Annotated in this window: 27 protein-coding genes; 5 read left to right on the top strand and 22 right to left on the bottom strand. The window is 67.3% G+C overall.

Going from position 1 to position 23,188, the window contains the following annotated elements; translation table 11 throughout:
- Positions 1-28: 28 nt before the first annotated feature.
- Both rarD and groES read right to left on the bottom strand, forming a co-directional pair.
- Positions 29-952 (bottom strand): EamA family transporter RarD, encoded by a 924-nt coding sequence (gene rarD / locus WFH23_RS01585; RefSeq protein WP_090147157.1) that lies wholly within the window; start codon positions 950-952, stop codon positions 29-31.
- Between the two features lie 90 nt (positions 953-1,042).
- Positions 1,043-1,339 carry a co-chaperone GroES gene (gene groES / locus WFH23_RS01580; RefSeq protein WP_090147154.1) on the bottom strand — a complete coding sequence of 99 codons (297 nt, stop codon included), beginning with the start codon at positions 1,337-1,339 and terminating at the stop codon, positions 1,043-1,045.
- Between the two features lie 235 nt (positions 1,340-1,574).
- Here groES and WFH23_RS01575 point away from each other — a divergent pair, with 235 nt between their 5' ends.
- Both WFH23_RS01575 and WFH23_RS01570 read left to right on the top strand, forming a co-directional pair.
- Positions 1,575-2,054, top strand: coding sequence for a DUF4190 domain-containing protein (locus tag WFH23_RS01575; RefSeq protein ID WP_090147152.1), 480 nt, complete (start codon positions 1,575-1,577; stop codon positions 2,052-2,054).
- A gap of 1 nt (position 2,055) precedes the next feature.
- A complete protein-coding gene (locus WFH23_RS01570) occupies positions 2,056-3,333 on the top strand; it encodes a THUMP-like domain-containing protein (RefSeq protein ID WP_336661363.1) in 1,278 nt (425 codons plus the stop codon).
- A 71-nt stretch (positions 3,334-3,404) separates the two neighbouring features.
- Here WFH23_RS01570 and WFH23_RS01565 read toward each other — a convergent pair whose 3' ends face one another.
- The 7 genes from WFH23_RS01565 to glmS all read right to left on the bottom strand — a co-directional run bounded on the left by WFH23_RS01565 (position 3,405) and on the right by glmS (position 9,062).
- On the bottom strand, positions 3,405-3,863 hold the full coding sequence (locus tag WFH23_RS01565) for a DUF4190 domain-containing protein (RefSeq protein ID WP_090147149.1): 459 nt from the start codon (positions 3,861-3,863) through the stop codon (positions 3,405-3,407).
- Between the two features lie 126 nt (positions 3,864-3,989).
- The gene (gene tsaD / locus WFH23_RS01560; RefSeq protein WP_336661362.1) at positions 3,990-5,072 is read right to left on the bottom strand and encodes a tRNA (adenosine(37)-N6)-threonylcarbamoyltransferase complex transferase subunit TsaD; all 1,083 of its coding nucleotides are present in this window, start codon (positions 5,070-5,072) and stop codon (positions 3,990-3,992) included.
- Positions 5,069-5,587 carry a ribosomal protein S18-alanine N-acetyltransferase gene (gene rimI / locus WFH23_RS01555; RefSeq protein WP_336661361.1) on the bottom strand — a complete coding sequence of 173 codons (519 nt, stop codon included), beginning with the start codon at positions 5,585-5,587 and terminating at the stop codon, positions 5,069-5,071. Before rimI ends, tsaD begins: the two co-directional genes overlap by 4 nt.
- Positions 5,584-6,228, bottom strand: a complete 645-nt coding sequence (gene tsaB, locus WFH23_RS01550; protein WP_176698285.1) for a tRNA (adenosine(37)-N6)-threonylcarbamoyltransferase complex dimerization subunit type 1 TsaB — start codon at positions 6,226-6,228, stop codon at positions 5,584-5,586. Before tsaB ends, rimI begins: the two co-directional genes overlap by 4 nt.
- Entirely contained in the window at positions 6,225-6,776 is a 552-nt protein-coding gene (gene tsaE, locus WFH23_RS01545; protein ID WP_336661360.1) for a tRNA (adenosine(37)-N6)-threonylcarbamoyltransferase complex ATPase subunit type 1 TsaE, read from the bottom strand. Before tsaE ends, tsaB begins: the two co-directional genes overlap by 4 nt.
- Positions 6,773-7,144: a holo-ACP synthase gene (locus WFH23_RS01540; RefSeq protein WP_090147144.1), complete on the bottom strand. Its 372-nt coding sequence runs from the start codon at positions 7,142-7,144 to the stop codon at positions 6,773-6,775. Before WFH23_RS01540 ends, tsaE begins: the two co-directional genes overlap by 4 nt.
- Positions 7,145-7,211: 67 nt before the next feature.
- Positions 7,212-9,062 (bottom strand): glutamine--fructose-6-phosphate transaminase (isomerizing), encoded by a 1,851-nt coding sequence (gene glmS / locus WFH23_RS01535; RefSeq protein ID WP_090147143.1) that lies wholly within the window; start codon positions 9,060-9,062, stop codon positions 7,212-7,214.
- A 32-nt stretch (positions 9,063-9,094) separates the two neighbouring features.
- Between glmS and coaA the strand changes: the two genes are divergently transcribed.
- Positions 9,095-10,087, top strand: a complete 993-nt coding sequence (gene coaA, locus WFH23_RS01530) for a type I pantothenate kinase (RefSeq protein ID WP_200329800.1) — start codon at positions 9,095-9,097, stop codon at positions 10,085-10,087.
- 59 nt (positions 10,088-10,146) lie between these two features.
- Positions 10,147-11,379 (top strand): coiled-coil domain-containing protein, encoded by a 1,233-nt coding sequence (locus WFH23_RS01525; RefSeq protein WP_336661359.1) that lies wholly within the window; start codon positions 10,147-10,149, stop codon positions 11,377-11,379.
- A 102-nt stretch (positions 11,380-11,481) separates the two neighbouring features.
- On the opposite strand, the gene glmM is transcribed toward WFH23_RS01525, so the two are convergent.
- From glmM to WFH23_RS01505, 4 genes are all read right to left on the bottom strand, one after another.
- Positions 11,482-12,831, bottom strand: a complete 1,350-nt coding sequence (gene glmM / locus WFH23_RS01520) for a phosphoglucosamine mutase (RefSeq protein WP_090147139.1) — start codon at positions 12,829-12,831, stop codon at positions 11,482-11,484.
- 17 nt (positions 12,832-12,848) lie between these two features.
- Positions 12,849-13,328, bottom strand: coding sequence for a 30S ribosomal protein S9 (gene rpsI / locus WFH23_RS01515; RefSeq protein ID WP_090147138.1), 480 nt, complete (start codon positions 13,326-13,328; stop codon positions 12,849-12,851).
- 33 nt (positions 13,329-13,361) lie between these two features.
- Positions 13,362-13,808: a 50S ribosomal protein L13 gene (gene rplM, locus WFH23_RS01510; protein ID WP_010156429.1), complete on the bottom strand. Its 447-nt coding sequence runs from the start codon at positions 13,806-13,808 to the stop codon at positions 13,362-13,364.
- 152 nt (positions 13,809-13,960) lie between these two features.
- Complete coding sequence (locus tag WFH23_RS01505; RefSeq protein ID WP_336661358.1) at positions 13,961-14,854, bottom strand: tRNA pseudouridine synthase A; 894 nt, start codon at positions 14,852-14,854, stop codon at positions 13,961-13,963.
- Between the two features lie 97 nt (positions 14,855-14,951).
- Here WFH23_RS01505 and WFH23_RS01500 point away from each other — a divergent pair, with 97 nt between their 5' ends.
- Complete coding sequence (locus tag WFH23_RS01500) at positions 14,952-16,853, top strand: acyltransferase family protein (RefSeq protein ID WP_336661357.1); 1,902 nt, start codon at positions 14,952-14,954, stop codon at positions 16,851-16,853.
- Between the two features lie 104 nt (positions 16,854-16,957).
- Here the strand turns inward: WFH23_RS01500 and rplQ are convergent, their stop codons facing one another.
- From rplQ to secY, 9 genes are all read right to left on the bottom strand, one after another.
- Positions 16,958-17,440, bottom strand: a complete 483-nt coding sequence (gene rplQ, locus WFH23_RS01495; RefSeq protein WP_090147135.1) for a 50S ribosomal protein L17 — start codon at positions 17,438-17,440, stop codon at positions 16,958-16,960.
- Positions 17,441-17,485: 45 nt separating this feature from the next.
- A complete protein-coding gene (locus WFH23_RS01490) occupies positions 17,486-18,472 on the bottom strand; it encodes a DNA-directed RNA polymerase subunit alpha (RefSeq protein ID WP_058594071.1) in 987 nt (328 codons plus the stop codon).
- Positions 18,473-18,625: 153 nt separating this feature from the next.
- The gene (gene rpsK, locus WFH23_RS01485; RefSeq protein WP_010156423.1) at positions 18,626-19,024 is read right to left on the bottom strand and encodes a 30S ribosomal protein S11; all 399 of its coding nucleotides are present in this window, start codon (positions 19,022-19,024) and stop codon (positions 18,626-18,628) included.
- 47 nt (positions 19,025-19,071) lie between these two features.
- Positions 19,072-19,440: a 30S ribosomal protein S13 gene (gene rpsM, locus WFH23_RS01480; RefSeq protein WP_090147134.1), complete on the bottom strand. Its 369-nt coding sequence runs from the start codon at positions 19,438-19,440 to the stop codon at positions 19,072-19,074.
- A gap of 221 nt (positions 19,441-19,661) precedes the next feature.
- On the bottom strand, positions 19,662-19,778 hold the full coding sequence (rpmJ, locus tag WFH23_RS01475; RefSeq protein ID WP_005050492.1) for a 50S ribosomal protein L36: 117 nt from the start codon (positions 19,776-19,778) through the stop codon (positions 19,662-19,664).
- Between the two features lie 69 nt (positions 19,779-19,847).
- The gene (gene infA, locus WFH23_RS01470; RefSeq protein ID WP_010156420.1) at positions 19,848-20,069 is read right to left on the bottom strand and encodes a translation initiation factor IF-1; all 222 of its coding nucleotides are present in this window, start codon (positions 20,067-20,069) and stop codon (positions 19,848-19,850) included.
- A 192-nt stretch (positions 20,070-20,261) separates the two neighbouring features.
- Positions 20,262-21,104, bottom strand: a complete 843-nt coding sequence (gene map, locus WFH23_RS01465; RefSeq protein ID WP_336661356.1) for a type I methionyl aminopeptidase — start codon at positions 21,102-21,104, stop codon at positions 20,262-20,264.
- Positions 21,105-21,107: 3 nt separating this feature from the next.
- A complete protein-coding gene (locus WFH23_RS01460) occupies positions 21,108-21,707 on the bottom strand; it encodes an adenylate kinase (protein WP_090147131.1) in 600 nt (199 codons plus the stop codon).
- Positions 21,704-23,029 carry a preprotein translocase subunit SecY gene (secY, locus tag WFH23_RS01455; RefSeq protein ID WP_336661355.1) on the bottom strand — a complete coding sequence of 442 codons (1,326 nt, stop codon included), beginning with the start codon at positions 23,027-23,029 and terminating at the stop codon, positions 21,704-21,706. The genes WFH23_RS01460 and secY overlap by 4 nt, the downstream gene beginning before the upstream one ends.
- Positions 23,030-23,188: the final 159 nt, after the last annotated feature.

The raw sequence follows: 23,188 nt of genomic DNA, 5'->3' as shown, positions 1-23,188 counted from the left end.
GACCGGGATGCGGCGCCCGTACCGTCTCTCAGTCTAGGGGAATCGGGGCCGTGTTGACCTGCGCCGTCGGCGAACGCCGGAGTTGCAGCACCATGTCGACGATCAGGATCACGAGCGCGATCCAGACGCCGATGAAGCCGATCCAGCGTCCTGTCGTGATCTCCTCCTGCGAGACGAATGCACCGTAGAAGAATCCGAGGATCGGCGTCAGGAACTGCAGGAATCCGATGTGCGCGAGCGGCAGCCGTCGGGTGGCTTCGCCGAACAGGATCAGCGGGATGGCGGTCACGATGCCGCTGAACAGCACCAGCGTGGTGATGCCGGTGCCGAACGTGAAGGCCGTCAACCCGGAGGTCGCCGCGATCAGGCCGAGCTGCACCGCGGCGACCGGAAGCGTGGCGAAGGTCTCGATCGTGAGCCCGGTGATGCCGTCCACCGTTTCGCCCGCGTGCTTGTGCACGGCCCCGTAGAGACCGAAGGAGAGCGCGATGCCGAGGGCGATCCAAGGGAAGGAGCCGTACGCGATTGCTGCGATCAGCACGCTGACGCCCGCGATCATCACCGCGATCCACTGCAGGCGGCTGAGGCGTTCCTTGCGGAACACGACTCCGATGAGAATGGTGAACAGCGGATTGATGAAGTAGCCGAGCGACGTCTCGAGCACATGGCCGGTCATGACGCCGATGATGAAGATCTGCCAGTTCGCATACAGGAAGAGCGCGGAGAGCGCGAACCATCCGAGCAGTCTGGGAGTGCGCAGGATCACCGCGACTCGCTGCCACCGCCGTGTGACGGTGACGAGCAGTACGCAGAAGATCAGCGTGGTCGCGACCCGCCAGGGCACGACCTCGAGGGGGCCGACCATCGCGATGAGTCCGAAGTAGAAGGGGAACGCGCCCCACCAGAGATATGCGCCGAGACCGAATCCGAGTCCCGCACGTGTCCGCTGCATCGAAGCAGTCTACTCCCGACGCACCCCCGGGTACGACAGCGGCCCCGCCGATCCCGGAGGATCGGCGGGGCCGCTGCGGAAGCGCCGCTGTTAGCGGGTGACGACGGCGAGGATGTCGCGAGCGGAGAGGACGAGGTAGTCCTCACCGCCGACCTTGACCTCGGTGCCGCCGAACTTCGAGTAGATCACGATGTCGCCGGTGGCGACGTCGAGCGGGATACGGGTGCCCGAGTCGGAGACTCGACCGGGACCCACCGCGACAACTTCGCCCTCCTGGGGCTTTTCCTTGGCGCTATCGGGGATCACGAGACCGGAAGCGGTGGTCTGCTCTGCCTCGACCTGCTTGATAACGATACGATCCTCGAGCGGCTTGATGGCGACCGACACGGTTGACCTCTTTCCAATGTCTGAAGTGTTTCCGCGCCCGCCCCATGCGAGCGCGTCTACCCAGAGTCTATGGCTCCCGTTGGCACTCGTGCAAGGGGAGTGCCAGCGTCGCGGCACGGAATCGCCGACAGCGAACAGTGCGCCGTGCCTAGAATGGAATCACGCCCTGGACTGGCATCGCCAGCGGGTCCGCGGCTCGCACCCGCTTGATTCGACGCCAACCGATGGAGGAGCAATGTCCACGCCTCAGTACCCCGAGCAGCCCACCACTCCCCTGCCGCACCTGGACCAGGACGCGACCCCGGGCCAGCAGGGCCAGACCCCGCCCCAGACGAGCGCTCCGCAGCCCCCCGCGTACCAGCCGCCGCAGAGCTACAGCTCGCAGGCGTACGGCTCGCAGGGGTACGGATCGCGGTCGACGGCGCCCATCCCGACGGGGACCACCCTCGACAAGACGAACACGTTCGCGTTCCTCTCGATCATCTTCGCATTCCTGAGCCCCGTCGCCGGAATCGTTTTCGGGCACATGGGGCTCAGCCAGATCAAGCGCACGGGTGATTCGGGCCGCGGCATCGCGCTGACCGGGCTCATCATCAGCTACGCCTACTTCGTGCTGCTCGCACTCTTCATCGTCGTGTACATCGGCTTCCTCTTCACCATCTTCGCGGCTCTGGGAAGCTCGCTGTCAGGTTTCGATTCCTACTCCTCGTACTGACATGACTGATGCGCCGAGCGCATCGGGGCGGCCTCGGAGCGTGGCTCCGGGGCCGCCCCCATTCGTCGAGCCCCCGCCCGGTTGGGAGTTCCTCCTCACCGATCAGGGTCTCGCCGCTCTCGCCGAGGCGACCCTCGAACTCGAGAGCGGCACCGCACCGGACGCGATCAATCGCCGCCTGAGGACGCTCGGGCGAGCGCCCGAGGAAGCAGCTGCCCTCCTCACGCAGGCGCAGTTGCGCGAACGGGCGCGTGCGAAGTTCGGTCCCCTCGCGAGCGAACTGCTGTTCACTCCGGCTGGGCTGGAGCAGGCGAGCAGGATCTCGGTGTCGCGCGGACATGCGGCCCGGTTCAGCGACGCCGGATGCGAACGGGTGGCCGACCTCGGCTGCGGCATCGGCACGGAATCGATCGCGATGCTCGAGCAGGGCATCGCTCCCGAGGCTGTGGAACTGGATGGGTTCACCGCTCGACTCGCCGAGCACAACCTCGCGACCGTCGCCGCCCGGCGCGGGAGCCGCGCCCCTCGCGTGCGCACGGCTGACGCCGTCGATGTCGACCTCTCGGGAATCGACGGAGCGTTCCTCGATCCCGCGCGGCGCACCGCTGGACACCGCGAGACCCGCCGCCTCTCCTCCCCCGACGACTATTCGCCGTCGCTCGATTTCGCCTTCGGCATCGGATCTCGGATGCCGACGGGCGTCAAACTGGGTCCGGGCCTCGATCGAGACCTCATTCCAGGAGAGGCAGAGGCCCAGTGGGTCTCCGTCGACGGGCATGTCGTCGAGACCGCGCTCTGGTTCGGCGCGCTCGCGAGACCAGGGATCGCTCGCGCGGCACTGGTGCACCGGGGCGGCGAGATTCACGAGATGACGGCGTCTGGCGATGCTCCCGATGTCGACGTCCGTTCGATGGGCGAGTATCTCTACGAGCCCGATGGGGCCGTGATTCGCGCGCGTCTCATCGGTGCGCTTGCAGAGCCTCTGGGTGCTGGCATGATGAGCGCCGGCATCGCGTATCTCACCGGAGACGAACTGGTCGCAACGCCGTTCGCGCAGACCTTCCGCCTGCTCGAACGGCTGCCCGTCAAGGAGAAGGCTCTGCGAAGGGCGCTCGCCGCGCGGGGCATCGGCACGCTCGAGATCAAGAAGCGCGGCGCCGACGTCGATCCCGCGGCCTTGCGGGCGCGACTGCGCCTGCGCGGAGCGGAGCACGCCACCCTGCTGCTCACGCGTGATGAGACCGGAAAGCACTGCGCGCTCCTCGCGGAGCGCTGCTGATCGCATCCTGTGCAACGCACGGAAGGCCCGAGGCGGATGCGCCCCGGGCCTTCGCACATGCAGCGGACTCGTTACTGGTCCAGCTGCTCCAACTGCTGCTGCAGGTTCGGGTCGTTCAGCGCGGCGCCGATGACGAGCGCAACGACGATCATCGCGATGATCGAGATGACGATGGCGAGGGCGCCGGTGATGATGCCGGTGAGGGCCATCCCCTTCGGCTGCCCCTTCTTCCGCGCCACGATGCCGAGCACCAGCGCGACCACGCCGCCGATGATGCCGACGATGCTCACCGGCCACGAGATCAGGAGGCTCACGATGCCCACGATCATCGACGAGAGCGCGAGCCCCTTCGGCTGAGCAGGACCGCCCGAGTATGCCGGAGCGCCGGGGTTCGTCGCTGCGGGGTCGTACGCCGGAGCGCTCGGCGCGGTGTGCGCGTTCGGAGTGTGCGCGTTCGGGGTGCCGGACGGCGCGGGCGGGGGCGGAACCGGGTTCGAATTGCGGTCGTTGCCTGGCAGATTGTCGGACATGATTCTCCTTCGATCAAACGTCGATGAGGCGCATTCCCCCATTCTTCCTTCAAAGATAACGTTCAGCTTCAGCGAATGGCGAGTTTTCTCCCGGACCTGAAGCGGCCTTGACAGGCGGCTTCTCCGTCAGAGCACCTGCACCTGCTGCACCGGAAGCGTCGAGTCGGCTCCGAAGGAGAGCCCGGACGGCTCGTGCCCGCTGGCTACGAGCTGAGCGCCGAGGGAGGCGATCATCGCACCGTTGTCGGTGCAGAGCGACAACGGCGGAACGCGCAGTTCGATCCCGGCCGTCGCAGCTCGCTCCGTCGCCAGCTCGCGGACGCGCACGTTGGCGACGACACCCCCGCCGAGCAAGAGGCGCGGCACCCCGAGGTCGCGGCAGGCCGCGAGCGCCTTCGTCAGCAGCACGTCGGCGACGGCCTCCCGGAAACTGGCCGCCACGTCCGCCACCGGCACCGATTCCCCGGCCGCCACGCGCTTCTCGACCCATCGCGCGACCGATGTCTTCAGTCCCGAGAACGAGAAATCGTAGCGGTGACGCTCCAGATCCTTCGGCAGCGTGAGGCCGCGCGGGAAGCGAATCGCGTGGGGATCACCCGCCGCAGCGACCCGGTCGATCTCGGGGCCTCCCGGGTACGGCAGACCGAGCAGGCGTGCGACCTTGTCGAACGCCTCACCTGCGGCATCGTCGATCGTCTCGCCGAGCATCTCGACGTCGGACACGAGATCGCGCACGAGCAGCAACGAGGTGTGGCCCCCGGAGACGAGCAGGGCGATCGTCGGAAGCTCGAGCTCGCCGACGGCGCCCACGGCTCCGCGCAGTCCGTCGCCGTGCAGCAGGTCGGCGCCGACGTGGCCGACCAGGTGGTTCACCGCGTACAGCGGCTTGTCGAGCGCCACCGCCAGAGCTTTCGCAGCTGAGACTCCCACCATCAGGGCGCCCGCGAGCCCCGGGCCCGAGGTGACCGCGATGGCGTCGAGCTCTTCGAGCGCAACGCCGGCAACCGTCAGGGCGCGCTCGATCGTCGGGGTCATCGCTTCGAGGTGCGCTCGCGCAGCGACCTCCGGAACGACGCCGCCGTATCTCGCGTGCTCGTCCATGGACGAAGCGATCGCATTGGCGAGCAGCGTGCGCCCGCGCACGATGCCCACACCGGTCTCATCGCAACTCGTCTCGATGCCGAGAACGAGCGGGTCCGTGCTCGTCATGCCTGATCCTCCATCGCCCGTCCGCTCCGTGTGCGCCCGCCCATCGCGAGCCGCATCACAATGGCATCGACGCCTTCGGGTTGGTAGTACCGCGGTCGCGTGCCGATCCCTTCGAATCCGAGGCTCTCGTAGAGCTTCTGCGCCACCGGGTTGTCGGCGCGCACCTCCAGAAACACCTCGTTCACCCCGCGCGCTTCGGCCCCGTCGAGCAGCGCATCGATGAGACGACGGCCCTGCCCGGTCCCGCGCACGTCCGGATGCACGGCGATGGTCTGAATATCCGCTTCCGCTCCGAGCGCCAGCATGCCGGCGTACCCCAGCACCCGACCGCGCCCGTCGACGAGCACACGGTAGTCGCGGTGGTCGCCGACGAGCTCTTCGCGCATCATCGAGCGGCTCCAGGCTTCGGCGCCGAACACGGATGTCTCGAGCGACCAGACGGCATCGAGGTCATCCAGAGTCGCGCTGCGCAGCACCGGGCCGGCGGCCGCCGGGCTCGTGTCGGGCGCGCTCATGTCGAGACCCGCTTCGGCGCAGTCGGTTGCGCGACATCCGGGGCCCGGAGGTAGAGCGCACGGTCGTCGTCGAACGGACGGTTCGACGCGAGGCGGCGGGCCGCCACCCGCACGAGCGAGGCTGCTGGAATGCGCTCGGGCCAGATGTCGCCCGGACGCTCGACGTATTCGGCACGGGTCAGCAGAGACGGGCCTGCGGTGGCGACGGGCAGTCCGGCCTCGTCGAGCGCGGAGAACTCCGTCACGAAGAGCTCGCGCCTGCGCGCGTCCTGCACCACGCGCAGATGCTCGGGAGCGCCCTGTTCGAACGCGTCGAGCGCGACTGCGGCGTGGCCCTGCACGGGGAGCACTGGGACGCCTCGCCCCAGCGCGAATGCGTGGGCGGCCGCGATGCCCACCCTGAGTCCCGTGAACGGGCCCGGCCCGATTCCCGCGACGACTCCCGTCACCCGGGCAGGATGCGTGCCGGTCGCGCGGAACACCTCGTCGAGCAGTCGGCCGATGGCCTCGGCGTGCCCCCTGGGGTCATCGCTCACCGCCACGCGGATGCGACCGCTCGCTCCGAGTGCGACGGTCGTACCGATGGCCGTATCGATCGCGAGCAGCACGTGCTCCCCGAGCTCCGGCGCGTTCACGTTCATCCCAGCACTCCTCCGGCCCAGCGCGGACCGTACCCGCTGACGGTGATCCGACGCGGTTCGATCAGCGTCTGCGACCAGTCTTCCATCTCAGCATGCGCCCCCGCGTTCGGGGCGTTGCCTTCGAACACGGGATCCGGATCGTCGGCCCCGACCGGGCGCTCGATCACGATCTCGATCCAGTCCGTTCTGGTGTCGACGATGCCGGCGCCCCACTCCGCGACCACAACGGATCCCTCGAAGTCGAGGTCGAGGTCGTCGAGCTCATCGGGACCGTCGAGCCGATACGCATCGACGTGCACGAGCGGCGCACCCCCGACGAGCGAGGGGTGCGTTCTCGCGAGCACGAAGGTCGGGCTCTGCACGGGACCGCGTACTCCGAGCCCTTCGCCGATTCCACGGGTCAACGTCGTCTTCCCCGCGCCGAGCGGGCCGGTGAGGATCACGAGATCGCCTGCGCGCAGCACCCGTCCGAGTCGCGCGCCGAGCGCTCCCATGGCATCGGGATCGGAGACGTGATGCAGTTCCTCGACGCTCTTCTCGACCGTCACCGCGTCGCTCCCGCCGTCCGCCCTTCGACGACGACGAACGCCGTCGCGAATCCCCCGTCGTGCGTCATCGACACGTGCGGCAGTGCGGCGCGCCTGCGTTCGAGCACGGCGAGCAGCGGTCCCGTTCGCACGAATGAGGGCGCGCGGTCGTCCGCGCGCTCGATCTCCATGTCGTGCCACCCCAGACCATCGGAGCCGCCCAGCGCCTTGATGAGCGCCTCCTTCGCGGCGAACCGCGCCGCGAGCGAGCGCACGGGTCGGTCGCGCTCAGCCCCGGTGAAGAGGCGCGCACGCAGCCGCGGCGTACGTTCGATGGTGCGCTCGAACCGAGCGATTTCGACGGTGTCGACGCCGATTCCGAGTATCATCACGCTCCTCACACGTCGAAGCTCTCCGGCCCCGGCGCCCCCTGCTTCGCCCTGCTCGTCCGATCGTCTACTCGACCGTGACCGACTTGGCGAGGTTGCGCGGCTGGTCGACGTCGAGCCCCTTCGCGGTCGAGAGCTCGAGAGCGAACCACTGCAGCGGAATGACCTGCAGGAGCGGCTCGAAGAGGGTGTCGGCCAGCGGCAACCGCACGACGTCGTCCGCGTAGGGCAGCACTGCGGTATCGCCCTTCTCGACCACGGCGATGACCCGTGCGCCACGGGCGCGGATCTCCTGGATGTTCGAGACGACCTTCGAGTGCATGATCGGCGACGTCCGCGGGCTGGGAACCAGCACGAACACCGGCTGACCATGATCGATCAACGCGATCGGGCCGTGCTTGAGCTCCCCGGCGGCGAAGCCCTCTGCGTGGATGTAGGCGATCTCCTTGAGCTTCAAGGCGCCTTCGAGTGCGATCGGGTACCCGACGTGACGGCCGAGGAAGAGCACGGACCGCGTGTCCGCCATCCAGTGCGCGAGCTGTGCGATCTGGTCGCGTGTCTCGATCGCCTCCGCCACCTTCGCGGGCAGCGCCTCGAACTGCTCGACGGCTCGCGTCTGCTCCTCAGCGGAGAACGTTCCGCGAACACGCGCGAGATGCAATCCGATGAGGTAGATCGCAGTGATCTGGGCGACGAACGCCTTGGTCGAAGCGACCGCGACCTCGGGGCCGGCGTGGGTGTACACCGCAGCGTCCGACTCGCGCGGAATGGTCGCGCTCTGCGTGTTGCAGACCGAGATCGTCGTGACCCCGCGCTCGATGGCGTACTTGACCGCCATCAGGGTGTCCATGGTCTCGCCCGACTGACTGACCGAGATGACCAGCGTGCGGTCCGAGAGCACCGGGTCGCGGTACCGGAACTCGTGGCTGAGCTGCACCTCGACGGGAACGCGCGCCCACTGCTCGATGGCGTAGGAACCGACGTGCCCCGCGTACGACGCGGTGCCGCAGGCGATGATGATGATGCGGTCGATCTCGCGCAGGCGGTCGTCGCCGAGCGCTGTCAGCTCGGGAATCTCGACCCCCGCGCTCGAGATGCGGCCCCGGAGCGTGTTGCCGACGGCGTCCGCCTGCTCGTTGATCTCCTTCGCCATGAACGACGACCAGCCGCCCTTGTCGGACGCGTCAGCATCCCACTCGACCTCGAACTCCTCGAACTCGACCGTGTTGCCGGAGAAGTCGGTCACGCGCACCTCGGCGGGCGTGATGATCGCGATGCTGTCTTCTTCGACTGCGACGGCGCGCTTGGTGAACGACACGAAGGCGGCGACGTCCGATCCGAGGAAGTTCTCGCCATCGCCGAGGCCGATCACGAGCGGTGAGTGATGGCGAGCCGCGAGGACCTTGCCCGGCTCGTCGCGGTGCATCGCGAGCAGCGTGAACGTGCCGTGCAGGCGTGCGACCACGGCGCGGAAAGCCGTTTCCAGATCGCCCTGACGTGCGACCTCGAGGCCGAGCAGCGCCGCGACGACCTCGGTGTCCGTCTCGCTCAGCAGCTCAACGCCCGCCGACTCCACTTCGCTGCGCAGCTGCGCGAAGTTCTCGACGATGCCGTTGTGGATCACCGCGAGCTTGCCCTCGTCGCCCAGATGCGGGTGAGCATTCACATCGGTGGGTCCGCCGTGGGTCGCCCAGCGAGTGTGGCCGATGCCGGTGCCCGAGGCGTCGAGGGGACTCGCCTCGAGGAGGTCCTCGAGGCGCGCGAGCTTGCCCGAGCGCTTCCGCACGGAGAGCGATCCGTTCGTATCGACGACGGCCACGCCGGCGGAGTCATAGCCCCGGTATTCCAGACGTCGAAGCCCGTTCAGCAGTACCTCGACCGTGTCGTTCGGGCCGACATATCCAACGATTCCACACATGCGGCCTAGTTTAGTGGCACCATTGATGCACGATGACCCAGAACATCTCCCCTCCCGGTGCAACCGTCACGACCGACACGCACCCGCTCATCCGCCCCGAGTTCACTTCTCCGTTCACGGAGATCGGCCGCGACGAGTGGGCCCGGTTGGCCGGAGAGACTCCGATGCCGCTCAGCGAGGGCGAGATCGCAGCGTTCCGCGGCCTCGGAGAACCGCTCGACATGGCGGAGGTGTCTCAGGTGTACCGCCCGCTGAGCCGGTTGATCAACCAGTACGCGATCGCCGCGCGCGAGATGCATCAGCGCACCCGGGGGTTCTTGCAGCGCGGCGGGGAGCGCCAGAGCCCGTTCGTCATCGGCATCGCGGGGTCGGTCGCCGTCGGCAAGTCCACTGTGGCGAGGATCCTTCGGGATCTGCTGGCGCGCTGGCCTGAGACGCCGCAGGTGGAGCTCATCACCACCGACGGCTTTCTCTACCCCGCGGCAGAACTCGAACGACGCGGCATCGCCCACCGCAAGGGTTTTCCGGAGTCCTACGACCGGCGCAGTCTGCTCCGCTTCGTGTCGCAGGTGAAAGCCGGCGTCGATGAGGTCAGGGCGCCCCACTACAGCCACATCGTCTACGACATTGTTCCCGGCGAATACACCGTCGTACGCCGGCCCGACATCCTGATCGTCGAGGGACTGAACGTGCTGCAGCCCGCATCGATGGCTCATCCGCTCGCCGTCAGTGATCTCTTCGACTTCTCCGTGTACGTGGACGCCAGATCCTCCGATATTCAGCGCTGGTACCGGCAGCGGTTCCTGAAACTGCGGGAGAGCGCCTTCGCCGACCCCAGCTCGCACTTCCGGCGCTTCGCCACCATCGATGACGATGCGGCGCTCGCGATCGCCGACGAGTTCTGGAACAACATCAATGAGCCCAACCTCGTCGAGAACATCAGGCCGACGCGGGCGCGGGCGAGTCTCGTGCTCCGCAAGGAGTCCGATCATCGCGTGCAGAAGGTGCTGCTGCGCAAATTGTAGGTGGAGCCCCTCGCGGCTCGGCAGGCTCCGGCGCCCCGGCATCGTTTACGCTGGAGGCTATGCGTCATCATCGTTCCATTCGTGGCACCCTGATCGCGGGGCTCGCCGCTTCGCTCGTGCTCGCGGGAACGATACCGGCGATCGCCGTCGACGGCAGCGCGAGCGACTACCCCACGTGGTCGGAGGTGCGGGCGGCGCAGGACTCCGAAGCCGCCGCCGAAGCCGAGTACGCGCGTCTGCAGCGTGCACTGCAGCAGTCCAGCGATGAAGCGACAGCCGCGACGTCGGCTGCAGCGAGTGCCCATGGCCGCGCGAGAGAGGCGCGCGAGGCGGTCGACGCAGCGGTCGCCCGTGAAGCGGCATTGCAATCGCGCATCGAGCAGGCCGAGCAGTCGTTCGGCGACAATGATGAGGCGGTCGGCCGAATGGTCTCCTGGATGTACACCAACGGCACGGGGCTCGCGAGTGCGAGCGCGCTCGCGACCGCGTCCGATCCCGAGGAGTTCATGGCGAAGTTCAGCATGTCGTCTCAGGTATCAGGCACCTGGAACGGCATCGCGGAACGTGCGAAGACGGAGGTCAATTCGGCGGCATCCCTCCACGACCAGGCTGCGGACGCGAAACGCGAGCGGGAGCGTCTGGCCGACGAGGCCGAGGCTGCCGCTGCATCGGCGGACCGGGCGCAGCAGGATTCGGACGCCGCAGTCGCACGCGCGGGTGAGCGGAGCGAGACGATGTACGCCCAGTTGGCCGCCCTGCGCGGTACGACGGCTGAAGCGGAGCGTCAGTATCAGATCGGCTTGCAGGTGGCCGAGCAGGCCGCAGAGCAGGAGCGGCAGCGCGAGGAGGCGGCGCGGCAGCAGGAAGAGCGCGACCGCACTGCGAATCCCCCGGCGGAGCCTCCTGCGGGCGGGTCGGAGTCACCCGGGGGCACCGATCCCGGCACGGGCGGCGGCGATCCGGCCGGCGGTGTCGGCGTCGACCCGGCCGGCGCCCAGGCCCACGCTCGTTCGTCACTCGGCGCCTACGGTTGGGGTGACGACCAGTTCTCCTGCCTCGTCCCGCTCTGGAACGGGGAATCTGGCTGGCGCGCCGATGCGCTCAACCCCTACAGCGGCGCGTACGGCATCCCCCAGTCTCTGCCTGCCGAGAAGATGGCCGCTGCTGGCCCCGACTGGCAGACGAACGGCAACACGCAGGTGGACTGGGGTCTCGCCTACATCCAGGCGGCGTACGGGAGCCCGTGCGCGGCCTGGGGCGCTTGGCAGGCGCGAGATCCGCACTGGTACTGACGCGGCTCCGACCGGCGCTGCGCGGGTGCGCCGAGGCCCGCTCAGCAGAAACGCCGGCGCCCGGACCCCCGGAGGGGTCGAGCGCCGGCGTTGTGCGAAGCTTCAGACGGCGAGGCGTTCGAGCACGATGCCCGCGAGATCATCGGCGAGTCGCTGTGCATCCTCCGCATGCTCGGCTTCCACCATCACGCGGACGACCGGCTCGGTGCCGGAGGGGCGAAGGAGCACCCGTCCGTTGCCCGCGAGCGCGATCTCGGCCTGACGCACCGCCTGCTGCAGCACCTCATCGCCGTGCACACCGGTGCGATCGACTCCGCGAACGTTCACGAGCACCTGCGGGTACACCGTCATGCAGGTGGCGAGCTCCGCAAGCGACTTCCCGGTGCGCACGACCTCTGCGGCGATGTGCAGACCGGTCAGGATCCCGTCGCCCGTCGTCGCGTGATCGCTCATGATCACGTGACCCGACTGCTCCCCGCCGAGGGAATACCCCTCGGCGTTGATCGCCTCGAGCACGTACCGGTCGCCGACGCCCGTCTCGACCACGTCGATGCCGTTGTCTGCCATCGCGAGCTTCAGGCCGAGGTTCGACATCACTGTGGCGACGAGCGTGTTGCGGACGAGCTTTCCGCGGCGCGCCATCGACAGTGCGAGGATCGCCATGATCATGTCGCCGTCGACGACCTCGCCGGCAGCGTCCACGGCCAGGCAGCGATCGGCATCGCCGTCGTGCGCGATCCCCAGATCGGCGCCGTGCTCGATGACCGCGGCGGCCAGCGGCTGGAGATGCGTGGATCCCACGCCGTCGTTGATGTTGAAACCATCGGGGTCGTTGCCGATGACGGTGACGCGCGCCCCAGCATCGGTGAACACGTCGGGCGAGATGCCGGCCGCTGCGCCGTGCGCGCAGTCGAGCACGACGTGAACTCCGTCGAGGCGCGTACCCTCGAGCGTCCCGAGCAGATGCACGAGGTATCGATCCTCCGCATCCGCGAAACGGCGGATGCGTCCGACCTCCCGGCCAGTGACGGCCACGACCGGACCGTCCATCGCGGATTCGATCTCGTCCTCGACGTCATCCGCGAGCTTGCGACCGCCCTCGGCGAAGAACTTGATCCCGTTGTCCGCTGCCGGATTGTGCGAGGCCGAGACCATGACGCCGAAATCGGCGCCGGTGTCTGCCACGAGATAGGCCGCCGCCGGAGTCGGGATCACGCCGGCGTCGAGCACGTCGACGCCGGCAGAAGCGAGACCGGCAGAGACTGCCGCGGAGATGAACTCGCCGGAGACGCGCGGATCGCGCGCAACGACGGCCACAGCACGACGGCTCTCGCCCCGGGCAGAACGCCCGAGAACGAGAGCCGCAGCGCGAGCGAGGCTGAGGGCCAGCTCGGCAGTCACATCGACGCCAGCCAGCCCTCGAACCCCATCGGTGCCAAATAGGCGTCCCATGTGTTGGAAGCCTCGATTTAGCGCTTCGAGTACTGCGGCGCCTTGCGGGCCTTCTTGAGACCGGCCTTCTTGCGCTCCTTGATGCGCGCATCGCGGCTCAGGAAGCCGGCCTTCTTCAGGGTCGCGCGGTTGTGCTCTTCGTCGATCTCGTTCAGCGCACGAGCGATCGCGAGACGCAGCGCGCCAGCCTGGCCCGAGGGGCCGCCGCCGCCGATGCGAGCGATGATGTCGTACGAGCCGTTCAGCTCGAGAGCGGTGAACGGATCGGTGATGAGCTGCTGGTGCAGCTTGTTCGGGAAGTACTCCGCGAACTCGCGTCCGTTCACCGTGAAGGTGCCCGAACCGGGGATGAGGCGCACGCGGGCGATGGCCTGCTTGCGGCGGCCCACTGCTGCACCGGGAACGGTGAGCGCGGGACGGGGCGACGCGACGGCGGCCTGGCCGGCCGGCGTCTCGGTGGTGTAGCTCTCGGTGGCCACGGTCTGCTCTTCAGTCACTGTGAATTCTCTCTCTGAGGTCTCGGGGCGCGATTACTGCGCGACCTGGCCGAAGGTGTAGGGGGTGGGCTGCTGAGCAGCGTGCGGGTGCTCAGCACCTGCGTACACCTTCAGCTTGCGGAACAGATCGGCGCCGAGCGAGTTCTTCGGAAGCATGCCGCGGATGGCCTTCTCGACCGCGCGCTCCGGGTTCTTCTCGAGCAGCTCGGTGTAGCTGACCGAACGGAGACCGCCCGGGTAGCCCGAGTGACGGTAGGCGCGCTTGTTCTTCGCCTTGTTCCCGGTCAGCACGACCTTGTCGGCGTTGATGATGACCACGTAGTCGCCCATGTCCATGTGGGGCGCGAAGGTGGTCTTGTGCTTGCCGCGGAGCAGAGCCGCTGCGTGCGAGGCGAGGCGACCGAGCACCACGTCGGCTGCGTCGATGACGACCCAATCGTGCTTCTGCTCGGCGGCCTTCGGTGAATACGTGCGAGTCACTTGTGTGCTGCTTTCTGTCGAATTGGAGGAGTTCGTGAATCCCACTCCGGTGCGTGGTCCCCGAGGGGTGCGCGCGCGGCTGGAGGGCTCAACAAATCGGGTGCTTTCGCACCAAAGATCAACACTAGCACAGAACGGACGCCGAGGCCCGCTCAGTCGATCGAGCTGCGGCGTGCTCGTGTCGCCGCGGCGCGCGCCTCGAGAGCATCGTTCGGCGGATACGCGATCTCCTCGAGCGAGAGCCCGTGTGCCGGCATCACCGTGAAGCGGCTCGTCCGCGCGCGCGCATCGCGGAGCGCGACGAGCTCCTCGTGATCGATGCGTCCGCTTCCGACCGCGACGACCGCGCCGATGAGCGCACGCACCATCGAGTGGCAGAATGCGTCGGCCTCGATCCGAGCGGCGTACGCTCCGTCTTCCGCGCGCCTCCACTCGAAGCGCAGGAGGTCGCGCACGGCCGTCGCCCCCTCGCGGGCTTTGCAGAACGTGGTGAAGTCGTTGAGACCGAGCAGCTCGTCTGACGCGCGTTGCACGGCGTCGAAGTCGAGGGGGCGTGGAACCTCGGCCGTGTACCGCGCGACCAGAGGATCCTTCCGCATTCCAGCCCCGATGAGTCGATACTCGTACCTGCGCCTGAGCGCGGAGAAGCGGGCATCGAAGGCCGCGGGGACGACGTGCGCCGAGTGCACGACGACGTCCGGGGCTGCACGGCTGACGATCCCGGTCAGCTTCCGCGCGCGAAGGCGGGCGAGCTCGGGGGATTCCCAGGCGGGTTCCTCAGGTCGGCGCCGCGCGGTCCATTTCTCGAGTTGCGCCGGGGTGACGTCCATATGCGCCACTTGACCACGCGCGTGCACTCCTGCATCGGTGCGCCCACCGACGGTGAGGCGCACGGAGGCGGGGTCGTCGACCCGCAGCAGCATTGCGAGGGCGCCTTCCAGGCTCCCCTGCACGGTGCGCAGGCCCGGCTGTGCGGCCCAACCCGAGAAATCGGTGCCGTCGTACGAGAGATCGAGCCGCAGGCGTACCGAAGCAGAGTGGTGCATGCATCGATCCTGCCAGATGCCTCAGCGTGCCGGTCAGGGCGCAACGTACACTGGATGCCCGAGGCGCCCCGGCCGGGACCGCGCCGCACTCGACACTATGACTCAGACTCCTCCGACACGTGCACTCCCCCGCGCCGACCGGCTCGGGGGGCTCGACGGACTCCGCGCCATCGCGGTCGGCCTCGTGCTCTGCTACCACCTCTTCCCCGGTCCACTGCCCGGCGGGTTTCTGGGCGTCGACATCTTCTTCGTCATCAGCGGCTTTCTGATCACCACGCTGCTGCTGCGAGAGCATGCGAGCACGGGGCGAATCCGGCTCGGTCACTTCTGGCGACGTCGCGCTCGACGTCTGCTCCCCGCGCTCGGGCTGGTGCTCGCGGTCTCGACAGCCGTCGCGGTGCTCGTCGACCGCGACCTCCTCGTCGGAATCGGACGTCAGATCGCGGGCGCCGCATTCTTCGTCGGCAACTGGACTTCGATCGCGGCCGGCGCCGACTACTTCGCGCGAGACGCTCCCGAGCTCTTCCGCAACACCTGGTCCTTGGCGATCGAGGAGCAGTACTACATCGTTCTCCCGCTCCTGCTGCTCGTCATCGTCAGGATCCGGGGCCGCGTGCTGCGCGCGCTCCCCCTCGTCGCGCTCGGCACGGCCTCCGCGTTCCTCATGATCGCGCTCTCCGCTGGCGGTGCTGAGCCGACCCGGGTGTACTTCGGTTCCGATACGCACTCGTTCGGGCTCGCATTCGGCGCGGCCCTCGCGCTCCTCACGACAGGAAGGTCGTCCGAGCTGCCGCACCGGGGACCGGGCCGGTTCGCCCAGCTCGCGTTGACCGGTATCGCCCTGGCCGGGCTCGGCGTACTGGGCTGGCTCGCGGTGACCCTGCAGGAGGGCGGCGAGCAGAGCTTCGCCTGGGGCTTCCAGCTGGCTTCCCTCGCCGCACTCCTGACCGTGTGGGCGGTGACGAGGCCGGGCGCATGGATCGGTGCGGCGCTCGACGCACGGCCTTTGCGGTGGATCGGAGAGCGCTCGTACGGCATCTACCTCTGGCACTGGCCGTTGCTGCTGCTCGTCGCAGCGGGCCTCGGAACGGGATCGCCGTGGATCGTTGGCGTCGTGACGTTGGCGCTGACGCTCATCACGGCGGCGCTCTCGTTCCGATACATCGAGGAGCCCGTGAGACGGTTCGGCCTCAGGCGTTCACTCATGCTCCTGGCGCGGCCCGACCGGGCGGTCCGAGGCCGAAGGATTGTTCCGGCCGTGGTGGCTGCTGTGCTGGTCCTCACCGTGCCGGCCACGGTGTTCGCCGTCGCCACGGCGCCCGCGCAGACCTCAGCAGCAGATGCTGTAGAACGAGGCGCAGCCGCGCGCGATGCGTCGCAGTCGGAGGCGTCTGAGGCAGCGGGTGCCGACGACGGACCGGACGCGAGCTCAGGTGCTGCCGCCGCGGGCGAGAGCTCGCCGAAGCCCGACGAGCCGATCGCCGCCGCCGGTGCCGACATGAGCGCCATCGGAGACTCGGTGATGCTGGCGAGTCTCCCCGAGCTCGAGGAGCGTTTTCCAGGCATAGCGATCGACGCATCCGTATCGCGCAGCATGGGAGCCGGCGTCGCACTCGCATCGGAGCAGGCGGGTACCGACGTCCTGCGCCCCGTGCTCCTCGTCGGCCTCGGGACCAACGGGCCCGTGCGACCCGAAGAACTCGACAGCCTGCGACAGTCGGCTCGCGACCGGCTCATCGTGCTCGTCAACGCGCACGCGGATCGCGAGTGGGTTCCGGGCGTCAACGACGCTCTCACGGCCTACGCCGACACTCATCGCGGTGTCGTCGTCGCCGATTGGGACGGGACGATCTCCGCCGCCCCGCCGTCCGCGCTCGCGGGCGACGGGATCCACCCGAACCCGAGCGGCGGCGAGCTCTACGCCGACTGCGTGGAGAACGCTCTTGAAGAGCTGCAGCGCCCCGGCGAGGGCATCGGCTACGCGTTGCCGCGCCGCTGACCGAACCGCCGTCGCGGGAGATACGGCAACCGGCGCCCCTGCAACACGAAAGCCCCCGGTGCGCAGAACGGCAACGGGGGCTTTCGAACAGTCGAACGAGGAGGCTACTCGGCCTTCTCCTCGGCGGGTGCCTCGGTGGTCTCCTCGGCGGGCGCCTCGGTGGTGGTCTCCTCAGCGGGCTCTTCTGCAACCGGAGCGGCGGGCTTCTCAGCCTTCGGCTTCGGCGTGACCGGCTCGAGCACGAGCTCGATCACGGCGAGCGGGGCACGATCGCCCTTGCGGAATCCGGTCTTGACGATGCGGGTGTACCCGCCCTCGCGGTTCTCGACGAGCGGTGCGATCTCCGTGAAGAGCTCGTGGACAACCGACTTGTCGAGGATCTGACGCATGACGCGACGACGCGAGTGCAGGTCTCCCCGCTTCGCGAAGGTGACGAGGCGCTCGGCGACGGGCTGCAGGCGCTTGGCCTTCGTCTCCGTCGTCTGAATGCGCTTGTGCTCGAAGAGCTGCGAAGCCAGCTGGTTCAGCATCAGACGCTCGTGTGCGGGGCCGCCTCCGAGGCGGGGGCCCTTGTTGGGCTTGGGCATTATTTACTCCAGTAAGTGTGCGGTCGGGCGGACAGTGCCGAACCGTTAGTTGTTGTCGTCTTCGTAGCTGTAGAACTGCGCACCGTCGAACCCGGGCACCGCGTCCTTGAGCGAGAGGCCCATCTCGGTGAGCTTGTCGCGCACCTCGAAGACCGACTTCTGGCCGAAGTTGCGAATGTTCATCAGCTGCGCCTCGGAGAGCGCTACCAGCTCGCTCACCGTGTTAATGCCCTCGCGCTTAAGGCAGTTGTAGCTGCGCACCGAGAGATCCAGATCCTCGATCGGGATCGAGAGCTCACCCTCCGCGACGACCTCGACCGGCGCGGGGCCGATCTCGACGCCCTCGGCCGCGGTGTTCAGCTCGCGCGCGAGCCCGAAGAGCTCGACGAGCGTCGAACCTGCAGACGCGATCGCGTCGCGCGGGGAGATGGCGGGCTTCGACTCGACATCGACGACCAGGCGGTCGAAGTCGGTGCGCTCGCCGGCTCGGGTCGCTTCGACGCGGTACGTGACCTTCAGCACCGGCGAGTAGATGGAGTCGACCGGGATACGGCCGACCTCAGCGTCCTCGTTGCGGTTCTGAGCGGCCGAGACGTATCCGCGGCCGCGCTCGATCGTCAGTTCGAGTTCGAACTGAGCCGAGTCGCTGAGCGTTGCGATGACGAGCTCGGGGTTGTGCACCTCGACACCCGCCGGAGCCGAGATGTCGGCGGCGGTGACCTCGCCGGCGCCAGTCTTCCGGAGGTACGCGGTGATCGGCTCGTCATGCTCGCTCGAGACGACGAGATCCTTGATGTTGAGGATGATCTCGGTGACGTCCTCGGTCACGCCCGGGATGGTCGTGAACTCGTGGGCGACGCCCTCGAAGCGCACGCTCGTGACCGCGGCGCCGGGGATGGACGACAGCAGGGTACGACGCAGCGAGTTGCCGAGCGTGTAGCCGAAGCCGGGCTCAAGCGGCTCGATGGCGAAACGCGAACGGAACTCGGAGATCGATTCTTCAGTCAGAGTGGGTCGCTGTGCAATCAGCACGGTGTGTGATCCTTTCGCTGGAGTCCGCTATATGACTCATGCGGTATCGGGATTGAAGTGGGCTGAAGCACCGGGGAGAGCCGGTGCTGAATACGACGGATCGCCGCCACTGGGGCGGCAGTCGCGCCGGCTCGCGCCGGCGCGACCTTCCGATCAGACGCGGCGACGCTTCGGCGGACGGCAGCCGTTGTGCGTCTGCGGCGTCACATCGTTGATCGAACCCACCTCGAGGCCAGCGGCCTGCAGCGAGCGGATCGCGGTCTCGCGGCCCGAGCCCGGACCCTTGACGAAGATGTCGACCTTCTTCATGCCGTGCTCCTGCGCCTTGCGCGCAGCGGACTCAGCGGCGAGCTGAGCGGCGAACGGGGTCGACTTGCGCGAACCCTTGAAGCCGACGCCGCCTGAGGAGGCCCAGCTGATCACGGCACCGGTGGTGTCGGTGATCGAGACGATCGTGTTGTTGAAGGTCGACTTGATGTGGGCCTGGCCCACGGCGACGTTCTTCTTGTCCTTGCGACGCGGCTTGCGAGCCGCGGTCTTTGGTGCAGCCATTGAGTGTTCTCCTGAAAAGCTCTGTGTGTAGGTCTAACGGACCGGCGTTACTTCTTCTTGCCGGCGACGGTGCGCTTCGGGCCCTTGCGGGTACGAGCGTTCGTCTTGGTGCGCTGACCGTGCACAGGCAGGCCCTTCCGGTGGCGGAGCCCCTGGTAGCTGCCGGTCTCCACCTTGCGGCGGATATCGGCTGCGACCTCGCGGCGAAGATCGCCCTCAACCTTGAAGTTGCCTTCGATGTAATCGCGAAGCGCGACCAGCTGCTCATCCGACAGGTCCTTGACGCGGATGTTGCCATCGATGCTGGTGTCGGCGAGCGTCTTGAGCGCGCTCGTGCGCCCGACGCCGTAGATGTAAGTGAGTGCGATCTCAACGCGCTTATCGCGTGGGATGTCGACTCCTGCGAGACGTGCCATGTTGGCTCTCCTTGCGGATCGTGGAGGTGTGGTGCGCATCGGGGGTTCGGGCCTCCGGCCCGAGGTGTCCCCTGCTCGAAATGAGGCGGGCTGGTGAGCTCACCGCGGATCTCTCACGGACGCTGCGCGTTCCGATTCCATGAGATCCGCGCAGGTTCTTCGATGCGCTGGATCAGATATTCAGTTGTGTGTTCTGCAGAGCCGCCGGCGACGGCAGGGACTCAGCCCTGGCGCTGCTTGTGGCGCGGGTTGCTCTTGCAGATCACCATGACGCGTCCGTGGCGGCGAATGACCTTGCAGTGATCGCAGATCGGCTTGACGCTGGGATTGACCTTCATGATGGTTCCTTCGTGTGTATCGCTGTCCTCGTACTCGCGGAGTGCCGCAAGTCGTTACTTCCCAGCGACCTACTTGTAGCGGTAGACGATACGGCCGCGGGTCAGATCGTAGGGCGTCAGCTCAACGATCACGCGATCCTCGGGAAGGATGCGGATGTAGTGCTGACGCATTTTGCCTGAGATATGAGCGAGCACTTTGTGTCCATTGGTCAACTCGACGCGGAACATCGCGTTGGGCAGAGCCTCGACGATGTGTCCCTCGATCTCGATGACGCCGTCTTTCTTCGCCATAGCCTCACTATCGCTTGCGTAGGTGTACTGGTCATGCGAATGCTCAGCTTCTGCGTCTCCGACCGCGGTCCGACTACGGTCGGCGCGAACGCAAACGCAGGCGCAAAGCACCAAAGATCAAGAGTACTCGGCGTGTCGCCTTTTGTAAAGCTCGCCGAGTGTCGCGTCGTGGCGGACGCGATTCCTGCGTCCCTAGACGAACGGCACGGGCCGGACGCCGAGCGGCTCGAGACCGCTCGCTCCCCCGTCGGGTGCGGTGAGCACCCAGATGCCGCGCTCGTGCACGGCGACGCTGTGCTCCCACTGCGCGCTCATGGATCCGTCGGCGATCGTCACCGTCCAGTCGTCGTCCTCGACCACGGTGTCGATCCCGCCGGCCGAGATGATGGGTTCGATCGCGACGACGAGCCCCGGCTTCACCTCCGGTCCGCGTCGGCGCGTCGGCACGTTGAACACCGGAGGATCCTCGTGCATGCTGCGACCGATGCCGTGACCGATGTAGTCCTCGAGCACCCCGAAACTGCTGTGGGCTCTGACGTAGGCGGCGACGGCTTCTCCGACCTCTCCGAGGTGGGATGCCGAAGCGAGACGCGCGATCCCCCGCCACATCGCCTGCTCGGTGACATCGCTGAGATGCTGGTTGGCCGACGTCCGCTCCGGGTCGGCGTGGTCGGGCAGCACCGCTGTGAATGCAGCGTCTCCGTGCCACCCGTCTACCACCGCCCCCGCATCGAGAGCGACGATGTCGCCCGCTTCGAGCGGACGATCTGTCGGGATCGCATGAACGACGTGCTCATTCACGTTCGCGCAGATCGTGTGGCGGTACCCGGGCTCCAGCATGAAGTTCGGAGATCCGCCGTGCTGCCGGACGGCGCGCTCAGCGATCGCGTCGAGCTCGAGCGGGGTGATTCCGGGAGCCACCTCTGCCCGCATCGCGGAGAGCGCGGCCGCCGTGGCGCGACCGGGAGCGATCATCTGGCGGAGCTGCGCCGGCGTCTTGTAGATCGAACGTCGCAGCAGGCCTCGACGCGCCAAGGGCTACTGCCCGACTCGCGCGTTCAGCTGCGCAGCGAGGCCCTCAGCGATCCGCTCCGACACCTCGTCGACGGAGCCGAGCCCGTCGACGGAGACGAGGATGCCCCGCTTGGAGAACAGATCGATGAGCGGTGCGGTCTGCTCGGCGTACACGTCCTGGCGATGACGAATGACCTCTTCGGTGTCATCGGAGCGCCCCTCGACCGCCGCTCGCTTGAGCAGACGTGCCACGACCTCCTCTGGGTCCGCTTCGAGCAGCACGACGGCGTCGAGCGACGAGCCGTTGAGCATCCCGTCGAGCGCGTGCACCTGGTCGACTGTTCGCGGGTACCCGTCGAGCAGGAATCCCGAAGCCGCGTCGTCCTGCGAGAGGCGATCGGCGACAATGCGGTTCGTGAGCTCGTCTGGCACCAGCTCGCCCTGTTCGATGATGGCCTGCACCTGCTGCCCCAGTTCCGTACCGCCCTGGATGTTGGCGCGGAAGATGTCACCGGTGGAAATCGCCGGAACCTGGTAGCGCGCTGCGATCCGACCGGCCTGCGTGCCCTTGCCGGCTCCGGGCGGGCCGATAATCAGCAGTCGCGCGGTCGTCTCTGCGGTCACTTGAGGAGCCCTTCGTAGTGGCGCTGCTGCAGCTGCGCGTCGATCTGCTTCACGGTCTCGAGCCCGACACCCACGATGATGAGGATCGATGCACCGCCGAACGGGAAGTTCTGGTTCGCCCCGAAGAACGAGAGCGCGACGAGTGGAAGCAGTGCGATGACACCGAGGTAGAGCGATCCTGCGCTGGTAATGCGGGTGAGCACGTAGTTGAGGTACTCCGCGGTCGGCCGACCGGCGCGGATGCCCGGGATAAACCCTCCGTACTGCTTCATGTTGTCGGAGACTTCTTCCGGGTTGAACGTGATCTGCACGTAGAAGAAGGTGAAGCCGATGACGAGGAGGAAGAAGACGAGCATGTAGAACGGCTGGTCGCCGTAGACCAGGTTGTTCTGGATCCAGACCACCCACGGCTTCGGCTCCTCGCCGATCTGCGGTTGGTTGAACTGCGTGATGAGCATCGGCAGGTACAGGATCGCCGAAGCGAAGATCACGGGGATCACGCCCGCCATGTTGACCTTGATCGGGATGTAGGTACTGCTTCCGCCGTACGTACGGCGCCCGACGACGCGCTTGGCGTACTGCACCGGAATGCGACGCTGCGACTGCTCGACGAAGACGACAGCCGCTACCACCAGCAGGCCCACCCCGAGAACTATGAAGAACACTTCCCAGCCGCGCGACTCCTTGATGACCCACATGGCGCCGGGGAAGGTTGCCGCGATCGAGGTGAAGATGAGGAGCGACATGCCGTTGCCGACGCCTCGCTCGGTGATCAGTTCGCCGAACCACATGATGAGGCCGGTACCGGCCGTCATCGTGATGATCATGATCAGCACCGCCCACCATTCCTGGGAGACGAGATTCTGGCACGCCTGGTTGGCGGCGGCGCCAAAGAGCTGTCCCGAACGCGCGACGGTGATGAGCGTCGTCGACTGCAGGATTGCGAGCGCGATGGTCAGGTAGCGCGTGTACTGCGTCAGCTTCGCCTGGCCGGCCTGGCCTTCCTTGTGGAGCGCCTCGAAGTGCGGGATCACGACGCGGAGCAGCTGCGTGATGATCGATGCCGTGATGTACGGCATGATGCCGAGCGCGAAGATCGACAGCTGCAGCAGTGCTCCACCGCTGAAGAGGTTGATCATGTCGTAGAGGCCCGAGCTGCCCTGGTTCTGGTTCGCCACCAGGCACGCTTGAACGTTGTTGAAGTCTACGAACGGTGCTGGGATGAATGACCCGAGCCGGAACAACGACACGATGGCGAGCGTGAAGACGATCTTCCGCCGCAAATCGGGTGTCCGGAAGATCCGTCCGATGGCGCTGAACAAAATCTGCCTCCTGGAACGTCGTAAGGGGCTTCGCCTACCGACGAGAACCAATTGCTCCAGCCTACACGGCGTGTGACGCGTGACCGAGCCATCGCCGTGATTGGCGGATGAAACAAGACAGCGGGGGTGGGCGGGAACGGCATGAATGCCGTCCCCGCC

The sequence above is a fragment of the Leucobacter sp. USHLN154 genome (assembly GCF_037145595.1).
Classification (GTDB): Bacteria; Actinomycetota; Actinomycetes; order Actinomycetales; family Microbacteriaceae; genus Leucobacter; species Leucobacter alluvii.
The sequence above is the reverse complement of the archived record's forward strand: the minus strand, read 5'-3'. Positions and strand labels throughout refer to the sequence as shown.

What these genes read in the sequence shown, in the direction of transcription:
- rplQ (WP_090147135.1), bottom strand. Translation starts at nt 17,440, where the DNA reads ATGCCCAAGCCCAACAAGGGCCCCCGCCTCGGAGGCGGCCCCGCACAC.
- WFH23_RS01575 (WP_090147152.1), top strand. Translation starts at nt 1,575, where the DNA reads ATGTCCACGCCTCAGTACCCCGAGCAGCCCACCACTCCCCTGCCGCAC.
- glmM (WP_090147139.1), bottom strand. Translation starts at nt 12,831, where the DNA reads ATGGGACGCCTATTTGGCACCGATGGGGTTCGAGGGCTGGCTGGCGTC.
- WFH23_RS01565 (WP_090147149.1), bottom strand. Translation starts at nt 3,863, where the DNA reads ATGTCCGACAATCTGCCAGGCAACGACCGCAATTCGAACCCGGTTCCG.
- rpsK (WP_010156423.1), bottom strand. Translation starts at nt 19,024, where the DNA reads ATGGCTGCACCAAAGACCGCGGCTCGCAAGCCGCGTCGCAAGGACAAG.
- WFH23_RS01500 (WP_336661357.1), top strand. Translation starts at nt 14,952, where the DNA reads ATGACTCAGACTCCTCCGACACGTGCACTCCCCCGCGCCGACCGGCTC.
- rpsM (WP_090147134.1), bottom strand. Translation starts at nt 19,440, where the DNA reads ATGGCACGTCTCGCAGGAGTCGACATCCCACGCGATAAGCGCGTTGAG.
- tsaB (WP_176698285.1), bottom strand. Translation starts at nt 6,228, where the DNA reads ATGAACGTGAACGCGCCGGAGCTCGGGGAGCACGTGCTGCTCGCGATC.
- glmS (WP_090147143.1), bottom strand. Translation starts at nt 9,062, where the DNA reads ATGTGTGGAATCGTTGGATATGTCGGCCCGAACGACACGGTCGAGGTA.
- rpmJ (WP_005050492.1), bottom strand. Translation starts at nt 19,778, where the DNA reads ATGAAGGTCAATCCCAGCGTCAAGCCGATCTGCGATCACTGCAAGGTC.
- WFH23_RS01540 (WP_090147144.1), bottom strand. Translation starts at nt 7,144, where the DNA reads ATGATACTCGGAATCGGCGTCGACACCGTCGAAATCGCTCGGTTCGAG.
- coaA (WP_200329800.1), top strand. Translation starts at nt 9,095, where the DNA reads ATGACCCAGAACATCTCCCCTCCCGGTGCAACCGTCACGACCGACACG.
- rarD (WP_090147157.1), bottom strand. Translation starts at nt 952, where the DNA reads ATGCAGCGGACACGTGCGGGACTCGGATTCGGTCTCGGCGCATATCTC.
- WFH23_RS01525 (WP_336661359.1), top strand. Translation starts at nt 10,147, where the DNA reads ATGCGTCATCATCGTTCCATTCGTGGCACCCTGATCGCGGGGCTCGCC.
- WFH23_RS01570 (WP_336661363.1), top strand. Translation starts at nt 2,056, where the DNA reads ATGACTGATGCGCCGAGCGCATCGGGGCGGCCTCGGAGCGTGGCTCCG.
- rimI (WP_336661361.1), bottom strand. Translation starts at nt 5,587, where the DNA reads ATGAGCGCGCCCGACACGAGCCCGGCGGCCGCCGGCCCGGTGCTGCGC.
- tsaD (WP_336661362.1), bottom strand. Translation starts at nt 5,072, where the DNA reads ATGACGAGCACGGACCCGCTCGTTCTCGGCATCGAGACGAGTTGCGAT.
- WFH23_RS01505 (WP_336661358.1), bottom strand. Translation starts at nt 14,854, where the DNA reads ATGCACCACTCTGCTTCGGTACGCCTGCGGCTCGATCTCTCGTACGAC.
- infA (WP_010156420.1), bottom strand. Translation starts at nt 20,069, where the DNA reads ATGGCGAAGAAAGACGGCGTCATCGAGATCGAGGGACACATCGTCGAG.